Annotated in this window: 13 protein-coding genes; 7 read left to right on the plus strand and 6 right to left on the minus strand. The window is 72.1% G+C overall.

The window, feature by feature from the left end:
* Positions 1–156: 156 nt before the first annotated feature.
* The gene (locus ACZ462_RS15465) at positions 157–513 is read right to left on the minus strand and encodes a hypothetical protein (protein WP_467809864.1); all 357 of its coding nucleotides are present in this window, start codon (positions 511–513) and stop codon (positions 157–159) included.
* A gap of 228 nt (positions 514–741) precedes the next feature.
* Between ACZ462_RS15465 and ACZ462_RS15470 the strand changes: the two genes are divergently transcribed.
* Together ACZ462_RS15470 and ACZ462_RS15475 are read left to right on the plus strand one after the other, a co-directional pair.
* Entirely contained in the window at positions 742–1,314 is a 573-nt protein-coding gene (locus tag ACZ462_RS15470; RefSeq protein ID WP_467809865.1) for a helix-turn-helix domain-containing protein, read from the plus strand.
* A 146-nt stretch (positions 1,315–1,460) separates the two neighbouring features.
* On the plus strand, positions 1,461–2,366 hold the full coding sequence (locus ACZ462_RS15475; protein ID WP_467809866.1) for a class I SAM-dependent methyltransferase: 906 nt from the start codon (positions 1,461–1,463) through the stop codon (positions 2,364–2,366).
* Here ACZ462_RS15475 and ACZ462_RS15480 read toward each other — a convergent pair.
* On the minus strand, positions 2,342–3,877 hold the full coding sequence (locus tag ACZ462_RS15480) for a fused MFS/spermidine synthase (protein ID WP_467809867.1): 1,536 nt from the start codon (positions 3,875–3,877) through the stop codon (positions 2,342–2,344). The genes ACZ462_RS15475 and ACZ462_RS15480 overlap by 25 nt on opposite strands.
* A 380-nt stretch (positions 3,878–4,257) precedes the next feature.
* On the opposite strand from ACZ462_RS15480, the gene ACZ462_RS15485 reads away from it, so the two are divergent.
* The 5 genes from ACZ462_RS15485 (at position 4,258) to ACZ462_RS15505 (ending at position 8,803) form a co-directional block, all read left to right on the plus strand.
* Positions 4,258–5,586, plus strand: coding sequence for a tetratricopeptide repeat protein (locus ACZ462_RS15485; protein WP_467809868.1), 1,329 nt, complete (start codon positions 4,258–4,260; stop codon positions 5,584–5,586).
* Positions 5,587–5,588: 2 nt separating this feature from the next.
* Positions 5,589–6,659: a hypothetical protein gene (locus ACZ462_RS15490; protein ID WP_467809869.1), complete on the plus strand. Its 1,071-nt coding sequence runs from the start codon at positions 5,589–5,591 to the stop codon at positions 6,657–6,659.
* A 96-nt stretch (positions 6,660–6,755) separates the two neighbouring features.
* Positions 6,756–7,184 (plus strand): cupin domain-containing protein, encoded by a 429-nt coding sequence (locus tag ACZ462_RS15495; RefSeq protein ID WP_467809870.1) that lies wholly within the window; start codon positions 6,756–6,758, stop codon positions 7,182–7,184.
* A gap of 137 nt (positions 7,185–7,321) precedes the next feature.
* Positions 7,322–8,362: a hypothetical protein gene (locus tag ACZ462_RS15500; RefSeq protein ID WP_467809872.1), complete on the plus strand. Its 1,041-nt coding sequence runs from the start codon at positions 7,322–7,324 to the stop codon at positions 8,360–8,362.
* A gap of 96 nt (positions 8,363–8,458) precedes the next feature.
* The gene (locus tag ACZ462_RS15505; protein WP_467809873.1) at positions 8,459–8,803 is read left to right on the plus strand and encodes a hypothetical protein; all 345 of its coding nucleotides are present in this window, start codon (positions 8,459–8,461) and stop codon (positions 8,801–8,803) included.
* Positions 8,804–9,022: 219 nt separating this feature from the next.
* On the opposite strand, the gene ACZ462_RS15510 is transcribed toward ACZ462_RS15505, so the two are convergent.
* From ACZ462_RS15510 to ACZ462_RS15525, 4 genes are all read right to left on the minus strand, one after another.
* The gene (locus tag ACZ462_RS15510) at positions 9,023–9,808 is read right to left on the minus strand and encodes a hypothetical protein (protein WP_467809874.1); all 786 of its coding nucleotides are present in this window, start codon (positions 9,806–9,808) and stop codon (positions 9,023–9,025) included.
* Positions 9,809–10,006: 198 nt separating this feature from the next.
* The gene (locus ACZ462_RS15515; RefSeq protein WP_467809876.1) at positions 10,007–10,351 is read right to left on the minus strand and encodes an STAS domain-containing protein; all 345 of its coding nucleotides are present in this window, start codon (positions 10,349–10,351) and stop codon (positions 10,007–10,009) included.
* Between the two features lie 403 nt (positions 10,352–10,754).
* Positions 10,755–12,764, minus strand: a complete 2,010-nt coding sequence (gyrB, locus tag ACZ462_RS15520) for a DNA topoisomerase (ATP-hydrolyzing) subunit B (RefSeq protein ID WP_468252190.1) — start codon at positions 12,762–12,764, stop codon at positions 10,755–10,757.
* A gap of 629 nt (positions 12,765–13,393) precedes the next feature.
* The gene (locus ACZ462_RS15525; RefSeq protein WP_467809806.1) at positions 13,394–15,625 is read right to left on the minus strand and encodes an MMPL family transporter; all 2,232 of its coding nucleotides are present in this window, start codon (positions 15,623–15,625) and stop codon (positions 13,394–13,396) included.
* Between the last annotated feature and the right edge of the window lie 71 nt (positions 15,626–15,696).

Consider the following 15,696-nt stretch of genomic DNA (forward strand, 5'->3'; position numbering starts at 1 on the left):
AAAAACCCCCCCCCCCCCCCCCCCCCCCCCCCCCCCCCCCCCCCACACCTCCCCCCCCCCCCCCCCCCCCCCCCACCCCCCCCCCCCCCCGGGGCCCCCCCCCCCCCCCCCCCCCCCCCCCCCGAGGCTCCCTGAGGTGCGGGGCTCGGACCCCGCTCAGTCCTGCTCTTGGTCGTGGTCGGGAGCGGGAAGGAACTTCACGGTCGTGGTGGTCGTGACGGTCTTCTTGAGGACCTTGCCGTGATGACTCTTGACGATCTTGGTGACCGTCTTGACGGTGGTGACCTTGACCCGGCCGTCGCTCAGGGTGCGCTTCTTGATCGTGATCTTGGTCGTCACGACCGTCTTGGCGCGGCCCTCGTGTGCCACGTGCTCCTGGATCGTCTGCACGGCCGGAGTCTGCGGCGTGGCGGGCGCGGCGGACGCGGTGGCGGGGAGGAGCGCGCCACCGGCGGCGAGAGCTCCGCAGGCACCGAGGAGGGCGAGGCGCTGGGTGAAGTTGGGACGGGTCATGGGGATGTCTCCTTGGAAGGTGGTGTGGCCGGAACACTTCGCCGGCCGATCCGAGTGGCCCCGGCTGGGGCCGTGCTTCCATTTGGCCCCGGGCGCGGCACCCCGGTCACGCCCCTGGATCTCGGGTCTTGACACCCCGCCGCGCGCGGTATCCGCTGCCCACCGCGCGGACACGGCCCGCCTGCGGCGCCCGTGTCCGCGCTGCACCAGAGGCATACGATGCTGCCCATGACGCAAGAAGACGGGCAGCTGGACAGCCTCGTCCGCAAACGGATCCGCGCGCTGCGCGTCGCGCAGGGCTGGTCGCTGGACGAGCTGGCCACCCGCGCCAACCTCAGCCAGTCCTCCCTCAGCCGCATCGAGAACGGCCGGCGCCGCCTCGCCCTCGACCAGCTCGTCACCCTCGCCCGCGCACTGGACACCACCCTGGACCAGCTCGTGGAGAACGCCGCCGACGACATTGTCATCAGCCCGATGGTCGACGCCGCCCACGGCCTGATGCGCTGGCCCGTCAAGGGCGAGCCCGGCATGACCGTGATGCGTCAGCGGATGACCGACCCGCCGCCCGACAACCCCGCCGGAATGCGCGCCCACCCGGGCCGCGAATGGCTGGTGGTGCTCTCGGGTACCGCCGTCCTCCTGCTCGGCCACCGGCGCTTCCGCATCGAGACCAACCAGGCCGCGGAGTTCCCCACGATGCTGCCGCACGCCATCGGCGCCGAGGGCGGTCCCTGCGAGATCCTCGGCATCTTCGACCGCGACGCCCGCCGCGGCCACCACAGGGACGCAGACACCGCCTGACACGCCGCACGCGGGGGCGCTTCCGCGCCGAAAGCACACGCGGCAGGGGACGCCCGCCCTTGCGCGAGGGGCACGACAAACGCCCACTTCCTTGCGCAGGAAGCAAGATTCCTTGCAGAAGACGCATCATTCCGTACGGTGGCTCCATGACCCGAACCCACCACCACACCTCCCACCCCGACCACGGCCACGACCACCAACACGACGACGCCGGCCAGGCCGAGATCCTCGACCTGGACGCCGAGGTGCTCGCCGAGCACACCGCCTCCATCACCGCCTGGCTGCCCCTGAACAGCGCACCGCACCAGATCGTGGACCTGGGCAGCGGCACCGGCGCGGGCACCTTCGCGCTCCTCGAACGCTTCCCCGACGCACACGTCACCGCCGTCGACACCTCGGCCCGGCACCTCCGCCTCCTGCGCGAGAAGGCATGTGCCCGCGGTGTCGAGAGCCGCGTACGGACCGTCCAGGCCGACCTCGACACCGACCCCTGGCCCGACCTGGGCACGCCGGACCTCGTGTGGGCCTCGGCATCGATGCACCACATGGCCGACCCCGACCGCGCCCTGCGCAACGTTCGCGAACTCCTGCCCCCCGACGGCCTGTTCGCCGTCATCGAACTCGCGGGCCTCCCCCGCTTCCTGCCGGCCCACGCCCCGGAGAGCCGGCCCGGCCTCGAAGAGCGGGCGCACGCCGCCACCGACCGCTTCCACGCCGAGCACGTTCCGCACCGCGGCGCCGACTGGGGGCCGATGCTGACAGCAGCCGGCTTCACCGTCGAGGCCGAGCGCACCGTCACCGTCGACATCCCGGGCGAGCGCAGCGAAGCGATCGGCCGCTACGCGCTCGGCAGCCTGCAGCGCATCCGCAGTGCCGCCGCCCCCGCACTCGGCCACGAGGACCGCACGGCGCTCGACGAACTGCTGGACCCCGCCGGCCCTCACAGCCTGCTCCACCGCAAGGACCTCGCCCTACGTACGAAGCGCACCGTCTGGGCCGCCCGCCCCGGAGCGCGGACTCCGCCGCGTCAGCGGCTGCTGCGGGGGCTGTAGGGCCGAAGGAGCTGGTCGACGGGTGCGTAGTTGTCGGTCAGCGGCCGGGCGCCGCCGATCCACGAGGCGAGGCCGTCACCCGCGGCGATCTTCCAGCCGGTCCCGCGGGCGTCCAGCGCGCGCTGGGTGGCGGGGACGTCGAGCGGCCCGTCGGAGGCGAGCGCCACGAGGTTGCCGCCGGACGGGGCGGCGGCGGGGTCGAGGCCGATGTCGTCGGGCTCTCCGACGACGGCTACGTGCTCGAACGTCGCGCTCAGCGTGGCGACTTCGGCCCGCGCGAAGGCCAGGTCACCGTGGTCGATGAGGTTGGCGACGTACACGCCGCCCCCGTCGAGCACGCGGCGTACGTCGGCCATCGCTTCCACCGTCGTGAGGTGCCAGGGCACGCTCACGCCGCCGAACGCGTCGCCGACGACGAGGTCCCGGCTGTCCGCGTCGAGGCGCCGCAGGCCGAGCCGGCCGTCCTCGACGCGCACGTCGATCCCGGTGCCCGGCCTCAGGCCGAGGTGGTCGCGGTTGATGCGCACGACCCCGCTGTCGATCTCCGACACGGTGCTGCGCGTCCCGGGGCGCGCGGCGGCGAGGTGGCGGGGGAGGGTGAGCCCGCCGCCGCCCAGGTGGTGGGCGGTCAGCGGGCGCCCTTCGGGGAAGGCGGCGTCGACCACCGACGCGATGGCCCGCACGTACGTGAACTCCAGGACGGCCGGGTCGTCGACGTCGACGTAGGAGTGCCGCAAGCCGTCCAGGACGAGCGTGCGGCCGGCGGCCCGGGCGGGGTCCGCGACGATGCGCGCGCAGTGGTAGCGGGTCTCCAGGTCGCAGTCACGGGGCGCCACCGTGGCGGCGAGCCCGCCGGCGAGGACCGCGAGCGCAAGCGCGGGCGTGCTGCTCCACCCGCGCCTGCGCCACCCCGCCAGCGCGGAACCGGCCACCAGCAGCGTGCCGAGGCCGATCAGGATGCCGCTGACCGGCAGCCGCGAGACGAGGACGAAGCCCGTGAGGACGGTGCCGACGATGGCGCCGAACGTGCCGACCCCGGACAGCCGCCCGACGACCGTTCCCGTCTCCGCCAGGCTGGTCAGGCGCAGCTTGGTCACGATCGGCGTCACCGCCGACAGCAGGGCGCCGGGCACGAGGATGGTCAGCGAGGCGGCCAGCAGGAGCGCCGCCGGGGCCCGTTCCGCGGTGGTGCGCAGCAGGGCGGGGGTGAGCGCCACGACCGCTCCTGACACCCCGAGCGCGGGCCCGACGAGCCGGCGGGGATCGACGCGGTCGGCGAGGCGCCCGCCGAGCCAGGAGCCGGAGGCGATCGCCGTGAGGGCGATGCCGATCACCAGGGTGCTGGTTTCGAGGGTGAGGCCGAGGTAGGGGGCCAGCAGCCGGAGGGCGACGATCTCCACCACCAGCACCGCGGCCGAGGACCCGAACACGAGCACGGAAGCCGCACCGGAGCCGAGGCCGCCGCGCGGAGGAGTGCCCTTGGCGACGGGCGAGGACGACGAGGTGGTCACGGGCGCATCCTTGCACGCGACGCCCTCGCAGCAGGGTGCCTCGAAGAACAGCCGGCCACTTCCCACCGCAACCGCTGGACATCGTGACCGCTCCCGATCACCTCACAGCCGAACCGGACCGTTCCGGTGCCGCCCCGAAGGTGCCCTCGCCTGCCGTGCACCTCCATGCGGCTCCATGCGGCCGCGGCGGCAGGCCGGCGTTCGCGGTGCGCGTGCGCTTCCGCGGCTGACATCGGGGAACGGGCCTGTTGCCCCCGCCCGCTCCGGCGCCGTCCGCGCAGCCGTGCTGGTCGAGCAGGGCACCGGGAGCGTCCTGTGTGGTGATCCACCACACACCCCCTGCCCGGACTCCCGGCGACGGCCGCGTGTGAACATTGATCATGCCGTCAGAACCTCCCGCCCCTGAACCCCCGCTGATACGAAGCCTGCGCACAGCCGTGGCCGCGGCTCCCGAGGACGTACCGCTGCGGCTGCACCTCGCCGACATGCTGCTCGCCGCGGGCCGGCACGACGCCGCAGTGGCGGAGGCGGCGGTCGCGTTGCAGCACGCGCCGGGGGACGGGGCAGCGCGGGAGCTGATGGCCCGGGCGATGGGGATTTCGGCAGCACAGCCCGCGACCGAGGACACGCCCGCGCCCCCGCCCGCGGGCCCGGTCCCGCCCGCCGAAGCGGCCGCGCCCGCAAAGCCCCCCGCCCCCGGCACGCCGTCCCCCCGCACCGGATATGACTGGCGGGCCGCCGAGCAGGAGGTCGGCGGCATCGTCGAACCCCGCTTCGTCGAACCCCTCACCGCCGACGGCAGCGGCGACCCCGGGGACGCAGACGCCTGGGACGCGGCCGCTCCCGGCACCGTACGGCTCGCGGACGTGGGCGGCATGCAGGAGGTCAAGGACCGCCTCGAAGCCGCGTTCCTCGCACCGATGCGCAACCCCGAACTGCGCAGGCTGTACGGCAAGAGCCTGCGCGGCGGGCTCCTCCTCTACGGCCCGCCCGGCTGCGGCAAGACCTTCATCGCCCGCGCCGTCGCCGGCGAACTCGGCGCGAGCTTCCTGTCCGTGTCCCTCAACGACGTCCTCGACATGTGGATCGGCAACTCCGAACGCAACATGCACGAGGTCTTCGAGACCGCCCGCCGCCAGGCGCCCTGTGTCGTCTTCCTCGACGAACTGGACGCGCTCGGCGCCAAGCGCAGCCGCACGCAGCACAGCGGCATGCGCAACACCGTCAACCAGCTCCTCACCGAACTCGACGGCATCGACTCCGCCGCCAACGAGGGCGTGTTCGTCCTCGCCGCCACCAACGTCCCCTGGGACGTCGACATCGCGCTCCGGCGCCCGGGACGCCTGGACCGCACCCTGCTCGTCCTGCCGCCCGACGCCACCGCCCGCGAGGCGATCCTCCGGTACCACCTGCGCGACCGACCCATCGAGGCAGTCGATCTGGGACGTCTGGTCAAGGCCACGGACGGCCTCTCGGGCGCCGACCTGGCCCACGTGTGCGAGTCGGCGGCCGAGAGCGCCCTCCTCGACTCCGCACGCACCGGCGTGATCCGCATGATCGGAACGAAGGACCTCCTCGACGCGGCGAAGTCGGTGGCCCCGTCCACCGAACCGTGGTTCGCGGCGGCGCGGAACGTGGCGATGTTCGCCAACGAGGGCGGCATGTACGACGACCTGGTGGCGTACCTGAAGAAGAGGCGGAAGCTGTGAGCGTGAACCCTGTACTGGCGCGCGCCGGCGCGCTCCAGGCGGCGGACCGGTTCGAGGAGTCCAAGGCAGTACTGGCGCCGCACCTCGCCGACGAGCCGGACGACGACTGGGCCTGGCAACTGCTCGCCGTCGCCCACGAGAGACTCGGCGAGTACGAGCCCGCGGCGCGGGCGGCCGGCGAGATGCTCCGGATCTCCCCCGGGCACGTCGGCGCGCTCATCCTGCTGTCGCGGGTGCTGCTCTGCCTGGGCAGGCAGCCCGAGGCGCGGGCCGCCGCCGAGGAAGCCGTCCGCAGGGCGCCCGACAAGTGGTCCTCGCACTACGCGCTGTCCGGCGTGCTCATCGCCTATGCGACGGCCCCGCCCGCCGATCACGAGCAGGCGTACGACGCGGCCAGCGAAGCCGTGCGCCTCGCCCCGCACGAGCCCGACGCCCACAAGGCCCTGTGCTTCGCGGCCGTACGCACGCAGCGCCAGGACGTCGCGAAGCAGGCCCTGGTCGAATGGCTGCGCCTCGACCCGTCCAACGAGACGGCACAGGCCATGTACACCGACGCGATGGCCGGCGGCCCGGACGTCACGGCCGCCCAGGCCGCGGAGATGTACTCCGCGGGCCTCGCGGGCGCCCCCCAGTCCGCGATGCTGCGCAGCGGACTCGACGAAGCCACGTACCGCCTGCTGCGGGGGACACGCTGGCTTGCGCTCGCCTGCCTGGCCGCTGCCGGAGTGATGATCGACCTCTTCGCCACGTCCAAGGACCCGACCCTGCGGGAGCTGCCCGTACCGCTCGGCAACCGCGTCTGGGTGCTGATGGTCATGGCCGCGGTCTGGGGCTTCGGCGCGCTGTTCCGCTACGGCCGGATGTGCAGGGGGGTGCAGCTCAACATCCGCTCCCTCGTCCGCCGCGGCCGCTGGTCCCGCATCGCCGTGGCGCAGGCGGCATGGACGATGCTCTGCGCCCTGCTGATATCCCAGATCCCGTGGACCGATCGCAGCATGCCGGAGGTTCTGTTCTGGGCAGGCCTGGTCGTGCCCGTCTCGACCATGCTGTACGACCGTAGAAAAGCCGGCTGACCGCGTTTTGCCAAAACGGCAACGACAGTTGTCGGTATGGGGTTGAGGTCGCAGCCTGGGGGTCCGGCAGAGACCACCGAGTACGGAGGCTGCACGATGACCACCCATGAGGACAGCGGGATCGCACGGGACACGCTGCACAGGGGCGTCCACCACATACGGTCCGGCGAGTCGGACGGCCCCGCCGCCATCAGCGGCGGCACGGTCGGCTCGAGGAGGCTCTGGATGGGCCTGGTGGAGAACCCGCCGCTGAGCGCGACGGACAACCACCACCACGGGGAGTCGGAGGCCGGGATCTACGTGGTGAGCGGTCACCCGGTGTTCGTCTTCCACGACGGCACGCGGGAGGTACGGCTCGCGGGCAGCCCCGGCGACTTCTTCCTCGTCCCCCCGTTCGTCCCGCACCGCGAGGAGAACCCGGACCCCCACGAGCCCGCGGTCGTCGTGATCGCCCGGACCACTCAGGAGCCGATCAAGGTCTCCGTTCCCGAGCTGTACCAGCTCTCCCGAAACCCCACGCAGTAGACAGGACACGGCGAGCCGCCCCCGAGACCCCCGACGCCACCCGGCGTCGGCCGACGACCTGCACGGACAGGACACCCAGCGGCAGACCGGCTCGCGCTTCCGTACGCTCGGTACGTCGTCGACGTTGGGGGCCGGTGGTGACGGGGCAGACGGTGCGGCTCGGTGCGGTGGAGCGGGTCCGCGTGCGGGTGAGCCGCCAGCCCGGCGCCACCCTCTTCTCGCTCCTCAAGGACGTCGTCGGAGGCCATGCGCACGGGGTACCCCCGTCGTGGCGCGAAACCGTGCGGCGGGCACTGCCGGCGGACGCGGCGGGCGTCGTCCGCCCGTTGCTGGGTTCACGCGCCTGCTGGATCCCCGACCGCCTCGCCCTCGTACACGACCTCGGTGCCTCGGACATGGGGTGCCTTCTGGAAGAGCTGGCGGACTCAGATCCCGCGCTCGTGGCCTCGGAAGTCGCCGCCTTCCACTCCTCCGGCGCCCTGCCGACGGCATGGCGGCCGCTGCTGGACCAGCCGGAGGCGTTCCTCGCCGCGTACCGGAGCGTGGCGGTTGCGGCCTGGGACGCCTTCGCCCCGCTGTGGCGCCGGGCGGACCTCCTCATGGCGCGGGAGGCGGAGCGGATCGGCCTGGCCGCCGTGACCGGCGGGCTCGACGGCCTGCTCGCCGGGCTGAGGGCCGATGTGCGCTACCAGGGCGGCGATCTTCAGCTGCCCCATCCGTGCCCGACGCATCTGGCAGACCTCGGGGCGCGGCCACTGGTCCTGGTGCCGCTGTCGTCCGGCTACAGGGCCAGCATGTACGGGGCGGACCGCGACGACGCCCTGTGGATCGGCTACGCCGTGCCCGGCCTCGGCCGCATAGCGGACCGTCCCGGCACAGACCGCGAACCCGCCGAGGACGGCCTCTCGCTGGTGCTCGGCCCCGTACGCGCGCAGATCATGCGGCACGTGCCGCACCGGCCGACCGTGAGCGCCCTCGCGCGCCACCTCCACATCGCTGTGAGCACGGCGACGTACCACTGCCGGCAACTCGAAGCCGCCGGCCTCCTCCTGCGCGAGCGCCACGGCAGGGAGGTCCGCCTGCACCCGACCGAGCGCGGTGCCACGCTGACGGACCTGCTGGCCGCTGCGCCGGACTCCGGCGGCCAGGCGAGCACACGGCACAGCGCCCGCGCCTGAAGCGACTCTTCGAGGGATTTCGAAAGCATGGCGGCCCCCATGCCCGCTCCCGCAGGCTTCAGGTCGGCAAGCACACACCACCACGAGGAGAGCCACGTGTCTGTGAGTAAAACCCTCCGTGCGGGCCTCGCCCTGCTCGGCACGGTCCTCATGCTCTTCATGGCAGCCCAGCCGGCCAACGCCTCCGGAGCCTTCTACGGCCGATGGGCGGGCTCGAGCATCGCGTACGTCTACTGGGGAGCGTCGTGCGGGCTGCCCAACGGAGCGGCGAACCTGAACTTAGGGGGCGGGCCCCGGAACGGGTCCACCTACGTCTACGACGTCCGGGTCGTCAACAGCTCGGACCGGAGGATGAGGTTCACCAACGGCATCACCTTCTACGGCTCGGCGGGCGGGCAGTCGGTCAAGCGCTACGTCGAAGACCTCGCCCCCGGACAGTAGGCAAGGCTGGTCCTCGACACCACCTTCTCCGGCACCCGGCTGACGGCCACGTTCTACCCCTACATCGGGTACTCCCACCCGAGCGCCGACTGCGGTCGGACCGACACCCAGGTCGACCCGTAAGAACGCGACGCATCGCCAGGGGCGCTGAGGCGATGCGCCGCCCGGCCCCCGGCCGGTGCTCCTCCCACGGGACGGGCACCCGCCGGGGGCCGCGGGTCAGCCGCCGAGCTTGTCCAGGTCGGTGGTCTCCTCGGCGCTCGGCGCGGTCACCGTGATGGGGGCGCTGAAGTCGCGGAACTCCACCCACCGCGGGTCCTTGCCGCCCTCCACGCCGTACTTGAGGAGGAACGGCTCGCCCTCGGCAGCCACATGGAAGGTGACGGTCTCACCGGCCGGGGTCGTCTTGGTCAGCACGACGGCCTTCCTGCCGCCGACCTCCGCGTTCGCGCCCTTGGTCAGGCCCGTCTTCTGCTTCTCGGCGGGCTTGGTCAGGTCGTCGGCGTCACAGAAGTCGTCCTCGGCCGAGTCCTCGGCGGGCACCTTCACCCAGCGGCCCTTGAGGATCTCGACCGCCGCCGCGCGCTGGGCCTTGGGCACGCCCTCCTCGCCGAGGACGGTTTCCCACAGTTTGGCGTCGCCCTTCATGTAGCCGGTGGTGCCCACCTGCCGCACGTGGGCGTTCGCGCCCTTCATGGTGGCCGTGCCGTCGCAGTCGCCGTTCGCGGCGATGGCGACGTCGAAGTCGGTCGGGGTCTTCTCGCCCTTCTCGATCGACGATCCCTTGGCCTTGAGCCCGTTGGCCGCCTTGGTGGTGTCCAGGGCCTTGTCCGCGATCTGGTCCGGGGTCATGCCCGCGAAGGGCTCCGGGGCAGGCGACGGACTGGCGGAGGCTGCGGCCTGCTTGGCGGGCGCGACCTCGGCCTTGTCGTCCCCGCATCCGGTCACGCCGATCGCTGCCGCAGCACACATCGCTGCCGTGGCCAGAATCTTGCGGTTCGTCACCCTGTCACTCCGTGCTTCCCTGGTCACGGCACGCACTCCGGCTTGCCGCCACGCCTGATATTGCGTACTCACGACCATGTTCATCAGGCAATGGATGTACGGCCGGGGTGTGATTCACGCCATTGTGACGTGCGGGGCGGTGCCGTGCTGCCGTGTGGCGGGAATCACCACCCGGCCCAGGGTGTGCGGCCCGGCCGGTCAGGCTGACCGTCGCCCACTGCCGGCGTCGGCGGGGGCGCCGGCGGTGAAGAGGTCGTAGGTGTCGGTGAGTTTCAGCAGGCGGGTGGGCTGGGACCCGAGCCCGGTGACGGCGAGGTGGCCGCCTTCGGCCCGCATGCGCCGACGTAGGTGGACGAGCACGTTCAGCCCGCTGGAGTCCATGAAGGACACGTCCGTCAGGTCGAGGTACAGCGTCTTCCCGCCCAGGGGGATGACGGTCGCGGCCTGTGCCAGCCGGGGGCTGGTGTGCAGGTCCATCTCCCCGCTGACGGTGATCATGGTGCGGTCGGTGTGCTGCCGGGTGACCACGGTGAAGTCGTTCATCGGTTCGCCCCTCGCGTTCTCGAAGGTCGAGCCCATCACACCCCGCCCCGCGTGGGAAGGGGCATCAAGCACACGGCGTGGGGCCGCGTACAGCCGAGCAAGACAACCCGTACCGCGCCCCGGCCACCGGATCGGTGGCCCGCAAGGGCGGCGCGGGGCCTCTCACCAGACCAGGCTGGTAGTCCTGCGAGCGTCCCACACCCGGCCAGTCCCCTTCCACCCGGCCCGGACGAGCGGCGGCCGCGAGGTGGAGTGCCCCGAGGTCACGCCGCCCGCCGCCGCAGTCGATCGTCCACCACGGCGCCGGTCCGGCGGCCGCCACTACCGCGGCGCCGTGGGACGGGGATGGCCACAGGCAATCGATCGAGTCGCCGGCTGGCCGGGCGGCCGTTTGAGAGCCGACTCAGATGTCGAGGAAGCGGACGTCCTTGGCGTTGCGCTGGATGAAGGAGCGCCTGGCCTCGACGTCCTCGCCCATCAGCACGGAGAACAGGTCGTCGGCCTGGGCGGCGTCGTCCAGGGTGACCTGGCCGAGCACGCGGTGGTCGACGTCCATGGTGGTGACGCGCAGCTCCTCGGCGTTCATCTCGCCCAGGCCCTTGAAGCGCTGGATCGAGTCCTCCCTGATCCGCTTGCCGTTCTGCTTGCCGAGCTCGACGAGCGCGTCGCGCTCCTTGTCGGAGTACGCGTACTCGAAGTCGTCCCGGCCCCACTTGATCTTGTAGAGCGGCGGGCGGGAGAGGTACACGTGGCCGGCCTCGACCAGCGGGCGCATGAAGCGGAAGAGGAAGGTCAGCAGCAGGGTGTTGATGTGCTGGCCGTCGACGTCGGCGTCCGCCATCAGAATGATCTTGTGGTAGCGGAGCTTCTCGATGTCGAAGTCCTCGTGGACGCCGGTGCCGAAGGCGCTGATGAGGGCCTGGACCTCGGTGTTCTGGAGGATCTTGTCGATACGGGCCTTCTCGACGTTCAGGATCTTGCCGCGGATCGGCAGGATGGCCTGGTACATCGGGTTGCGGCCGGACTTGGCCGAGCCGCCCGCGGAGTCGCCCTCGACGATGAAGATCTCGCACTTCGTCGGGTCGTTGGACTGGCAGTCGGAGAGCTTGCCGGGCAGCGAGGCGCTCTCCAGCAGGCCCTTGCGGCGCGTCAGGTCGCGGGCCTTGCGGGCCGCGACGCGGGCCGTGGCGGCCTGGATCGCCTTGCGGACGATGTCCGCGGCCTCGTTGGGGTTGCGGTCGAACCAGTCGCTGAGGTGCTCGTGGACGACCTTCTGCACGAAGGTCTTGGCCTCCGTGTTGCCCAGCTTGGTCTTCGTCTGGCCCTCGAACTGCGGCTCGCCCAGCTTGACCGAGATGATCGCGGTCAGGCCCTCGCGGATGTCCTCGCCGGCGAGGTTGTCGTCCTTCTCGCGCAGCAGCTTCTTGTCGCGCGCGTAGCGGTTGACCAGAGCGGTCAATGCGGTGCGGAACCCTTCCTCATGCATGCCGCCTTCATGGGTGCGTATGGCGTTGGCGAAGGAGTAGACAACATCGTTGTAGCCGGAGTTCCACTGCATCGCGATCGCGGCGGACAGTGTCCGCACGGCGTCGGAGGCTTCGATGGAGATGGCGGTGGGATGGACCGTCTCGCCCTTGCGGGAGTTCAGATGGGCGACGAAGTCGGCGATGCCGCCCTCGTAGTGGTACCGGACCGTGCGCGCCACCCGCTCGGCCGCGGACGCCCCCGGGGCGTCGGCAGCCGCCGTGGCCTTTGCTGAGGCGCGCTCGTCTGTCAGCGAGATGGTCAGGCCCTTGTTGAGGAAGGCGACTTCCTGGAACCGCCGGGACAGCGTCTCGAAGGAGTAGTCGGTGGTCTCGAAGATCCTTTCGTCGGCCCAGAAGGTGATGGTGGTGCCCGTGGCGGTGGTGGATTCATGCCGCGCGAGCCCAGTGACGGGTTCGCCGTCCTTGAAGTCCTGGCTCCACCGGTAACCGCCCTTGCATACCTCTGCGGACACCCTTCTGGACAGGGCGTTGACGACGGAAAGGCCCACACCGTGCAGACCTCCGGAGACGGTGTAGCCCCCGCCGCCGAACTTGCCGCCCGCGTGCAGCACCGTGAGGACGACCTCGAGGGCGGGCTTGCCCTGGGAGGCGACGATGTCGACAGGAATGCCCCGGCCGTTGTCCGTGACTCGTACGCCGCCGTCCGCGAGGAGGGTGACGCCGATGGTGTCGGCCATGCCTGCCAACGCCTCGTCCACGGAGTTGTCGACGACTTCCTGCACCAGATGGTGCAGGCCGCGCTCACCGGTCGACCCGATGTACATGCCCGGGCGTCTGCGGACCGCGTCGAGCCCGTCCAGGACGCCGATGGCATCGGCGTTGTAGGCGTCTGGGGCGTGCTCGGCCGGATTGCCGGGATCGGTCACGAAGGACTCCTCAAGGGCAGCACAAACCGCGCCCTGGTAGGGGCGGCGTGTGGAGAACGGGTGCGGGACGCGTGGACCGTCCGGGCAAGGGCGTGAATGGATGCCTGCTCCGCGGCCGACACCCCGCATTCTATTTGCGTGCAGCCTCAAGTCCACGAGATGAAACCTTGCAAGGATCCCTGGGTGCCCATGTGCAGCTCTTGGGGGTGAGTCCCCTAACCCCCTCCATGTGTGCACGGATGTTCGGCGCCCAGGTGGCCGTACAGCCCCTTGGGGGGCCCTTGGGTTGGAACGCTCGCGGGGGCAATCTAAAAGGTGGGGCGGCCGGTGCTTCCAGGGGATCGAACCTGGCATGCACAAGGGGAAAACCGCGACCCGCGCCGCGGCCTGTCGGCCGAGAACGCCTGGCCTGATGGAAGACGACGGAGTTGCGTGAAAGCCGGTTTGGCCTCCGGTGTAGGCGGCGTGAGCAGGACTGCATGCAGCGCGGCGCGGACGTATGGGCACCCCGGGCCGGCGCCCTGCACGTCCGCGCCCGCTCATGTCCGCGGCAGCCCGGACCGGCCGAAGCCCGGCATCGCCGATCGGCTGCGCCACGCGCTGGGCCCTACAGCCGAGGCGGGCGCCCGTCAGGGTCGTCCGGACACCCGCAGGTCCTCCGTGCGGTGGCCCTGCGGTTCCGGGGCGGGGCGGTCGGCGGCGGCCTGTCGGGCCCGTCCCGCGCGCACCGGCCACCACATGCCCCGGCCCAGCAGGGCCGCGGCCGCCGGGACCAGCAGGAGCGACACGACGAAGGCGGACAGGAGGATGCCCAGGGCCATGGCGAAGCCCAGCTGGCGGGTGGAGGGGTCCGCGTTCACCGCGAGGCTGCCGAAGGAGGCGGCGAGGACCACGCCGGCCGTGGCGATGGCCGGCGCCGTGTGGCGTACCGCGCGGGCCACGGCGGCGCGGGCCGATCCCCCGTGGGCCATCTCCTCACGCAGACGGTCGCTGATCAGGATGTTGTAGTCGGTGCCCAGCGCCACCACGAACAGGAACAGCACCAGCGGCAGGACGAAGGTCACGCCGGCCTCGCCGCCGATGTGCTGGAAGACCAGCGCGGACGCGCCGAACGTCGCCGCGAAGCACAGCCCGACCGCGAGCATCAGCACCACCGGCGCCGCCAGGCTCCGCAGCAGCACCACCAGGATCAGCGCGATCAGTGCCGCCGCCACCGGGAACACGGTCCGCAGGTCCCGGTCGACCGCGGTCGACACATCGGCGAACACCGCCGCCGTGCCGCCCACGTGCGCGGTGAGCCCGGCGGGCGCTGCTTCCCGCACGGCTTGCCGCACCGGGCCCGCCACGAGGTCCCGGGCGTGCTGCGACCGGGAGTCCACCGTCAGGTAGGCGTCCAGCCGGGCGGCGGTGCGGTCGGCGTCGAAGACGGGGGCGGCCACCTCGCCCACTCCGGCCACCTCCGCCAGCGCCCGCTGCACGGCGCCCACCTCTGCCGGATCCAGGGCCCGTCCGTCGTCGGCGGTGACGTACACCGCCGTCGGGTCGGACACGCCCGCCGGCAGGGCTCCGGCGATCTCCCGCGCCGTCGCGGCGGCCGGCGTGTCGTGGCCGGTGCCGCCGGATCCGAAGTCCATGCGGACGCCCGCCGCACCCGCGGCCAGCCCGCCGAGCAGGGCCAGCGACGCCACGAGCACCAGAACCGGACGGCGTGCCGTCAACTCGCCGGTACGGCCCGCCGAGCCCGGCCGCCCGGCCGTGTCCGACAGGGTCCGCGACGGCCAGAACATCTTCCGGCCGGTCACCGCCAGCAGCGCCGGCATCAGTGTCAGACTCGCCACCAGCATCACCAGCACCGACACCGCCACCGACGGCCCGAGCACCCGGAACTGCCCGAACGTCGCCACACCGAGCGTCGCGAATGCCGCCACGATCGTCAGCGCCGCCGAGGTCACCGCCGTGCCCACCCGCCCGGCCACGTCCGCGGCCACCAGGCGGTGGTCGTCCTCCGGTCGCCGCCGCAGCTCCTCCCGGAAGCGGAACAGCAGGAAGAGGAAGTAGTCGACGCCGATGCCGATCAGCACGGTGCTGATCATGCTCGGGGTGCCCGGGTCGAGTGCGAAACCGGTCAGGAGGGCCGCACCCACGACCGTGCCGACGGCGGCGCCCCCCACCACGGACACCGCGAACAACGGGACGAACGCGGCCAGGACACTGCGGAACACCAACACGTTGACCAGCACGATCAGCCCGACCACCAGCAGCCCGACCACCGTCTGCACGGTCTTCTCCGCATCGGCGCGGTCCACCACGTCCGCCAGCCCCCCGGTGAACCCGGTGCGCAGCCCCGCCCTGCCGAACTCCTGCTCGGCGCGGTCGTGGAAGACCCGGTACACCGAGTGCATGCCGGGGTCGGTGGAGTTGCCCCGCAGCCGTGCGCCGAGCAGCGCGAACGACCCGTCGGGAGCGGTCGCCACCAGTGCCACGCGGGGGACCTGGGAGTAGTCCTGGGAGAGCCCCCGTATCTGCTCGTCCGTCCACGGCATCTCCAGGCGCGTGGCGCTCAGTTCACGCGCCACGCCCTCCGCGCGCTTCCTGTCCGCGTCCTCCAGCGGCTTTCCGTCGCGCCGCGCCACCAGCACCGTCACCGCGTCGGCGTCGGGCTCCTCCCCGAACTCCTCCCGGGCGATCCGCAGCGCCGCGGCCGCGTCGTACTCGCCGGGCAGGAAACCCGCGCTGTCGGGGTGCGTCACACGGAAGACGAGCGCCTGGCCCATGAGCGTCACGAAGACGCCGAGCACCGCCCACACGACGATGACCCGCCATGGTCTGCGGGTCGAGAAACCGGTCAGGGCACGGATCACGGGAAGTCCTCCGGGAAGGGTCGGGATCGAGGGGGCCGCGGGATCGTCGACGTCCGGGGCGGCTCTGCTGC

Source organism: Streptomyces sp. NPDC031121, assembly GCF_055570615.1.

Coding starts and splice junctions, on each gene's coding strand:
- ACZ462_RS15465 (WP_467809864.1), bottom strand. CDS start 513: ATGACCCGTCCCAACTTCACCCAGCGCCTCGCCCTCCTCGGTGCCTGC.
- ACZ462_RS15470 (WP_467809865.1), top strand. CDS start 742: ATGACGCAAGAAGACGGGCAGCTGGACAGCCTCGTCCGCAAACGGATC.
- ACZ462_RS15475 (WP_467809866.1), top strand. CDS start 1,461: ATGACCCGAACCCACCACCACACCTCCCACCCCGACCACGGCCACGAC.
- ACZ462_RS15485 (WP_467809868.1), top strand. CDS start 4,258: ATGCCGTCAGAACCTCCCGCCCCTGAACCCCCGCTGATACGAAGCCTG.
- ACZ462_RS15495 (WP_467809870.1), top strand. CDS start 6,756: ATGACCACCCATGAGGACAGCGGGATCGCACGGGACACGCTGCACAGG.
- ACZ462_RS15515 (WP_467809876.1), bottom strand. CDS start 10,351: ATGAACGACTTCACCGTGGTCACCCGGCAGCACACCGACCGCACCATG.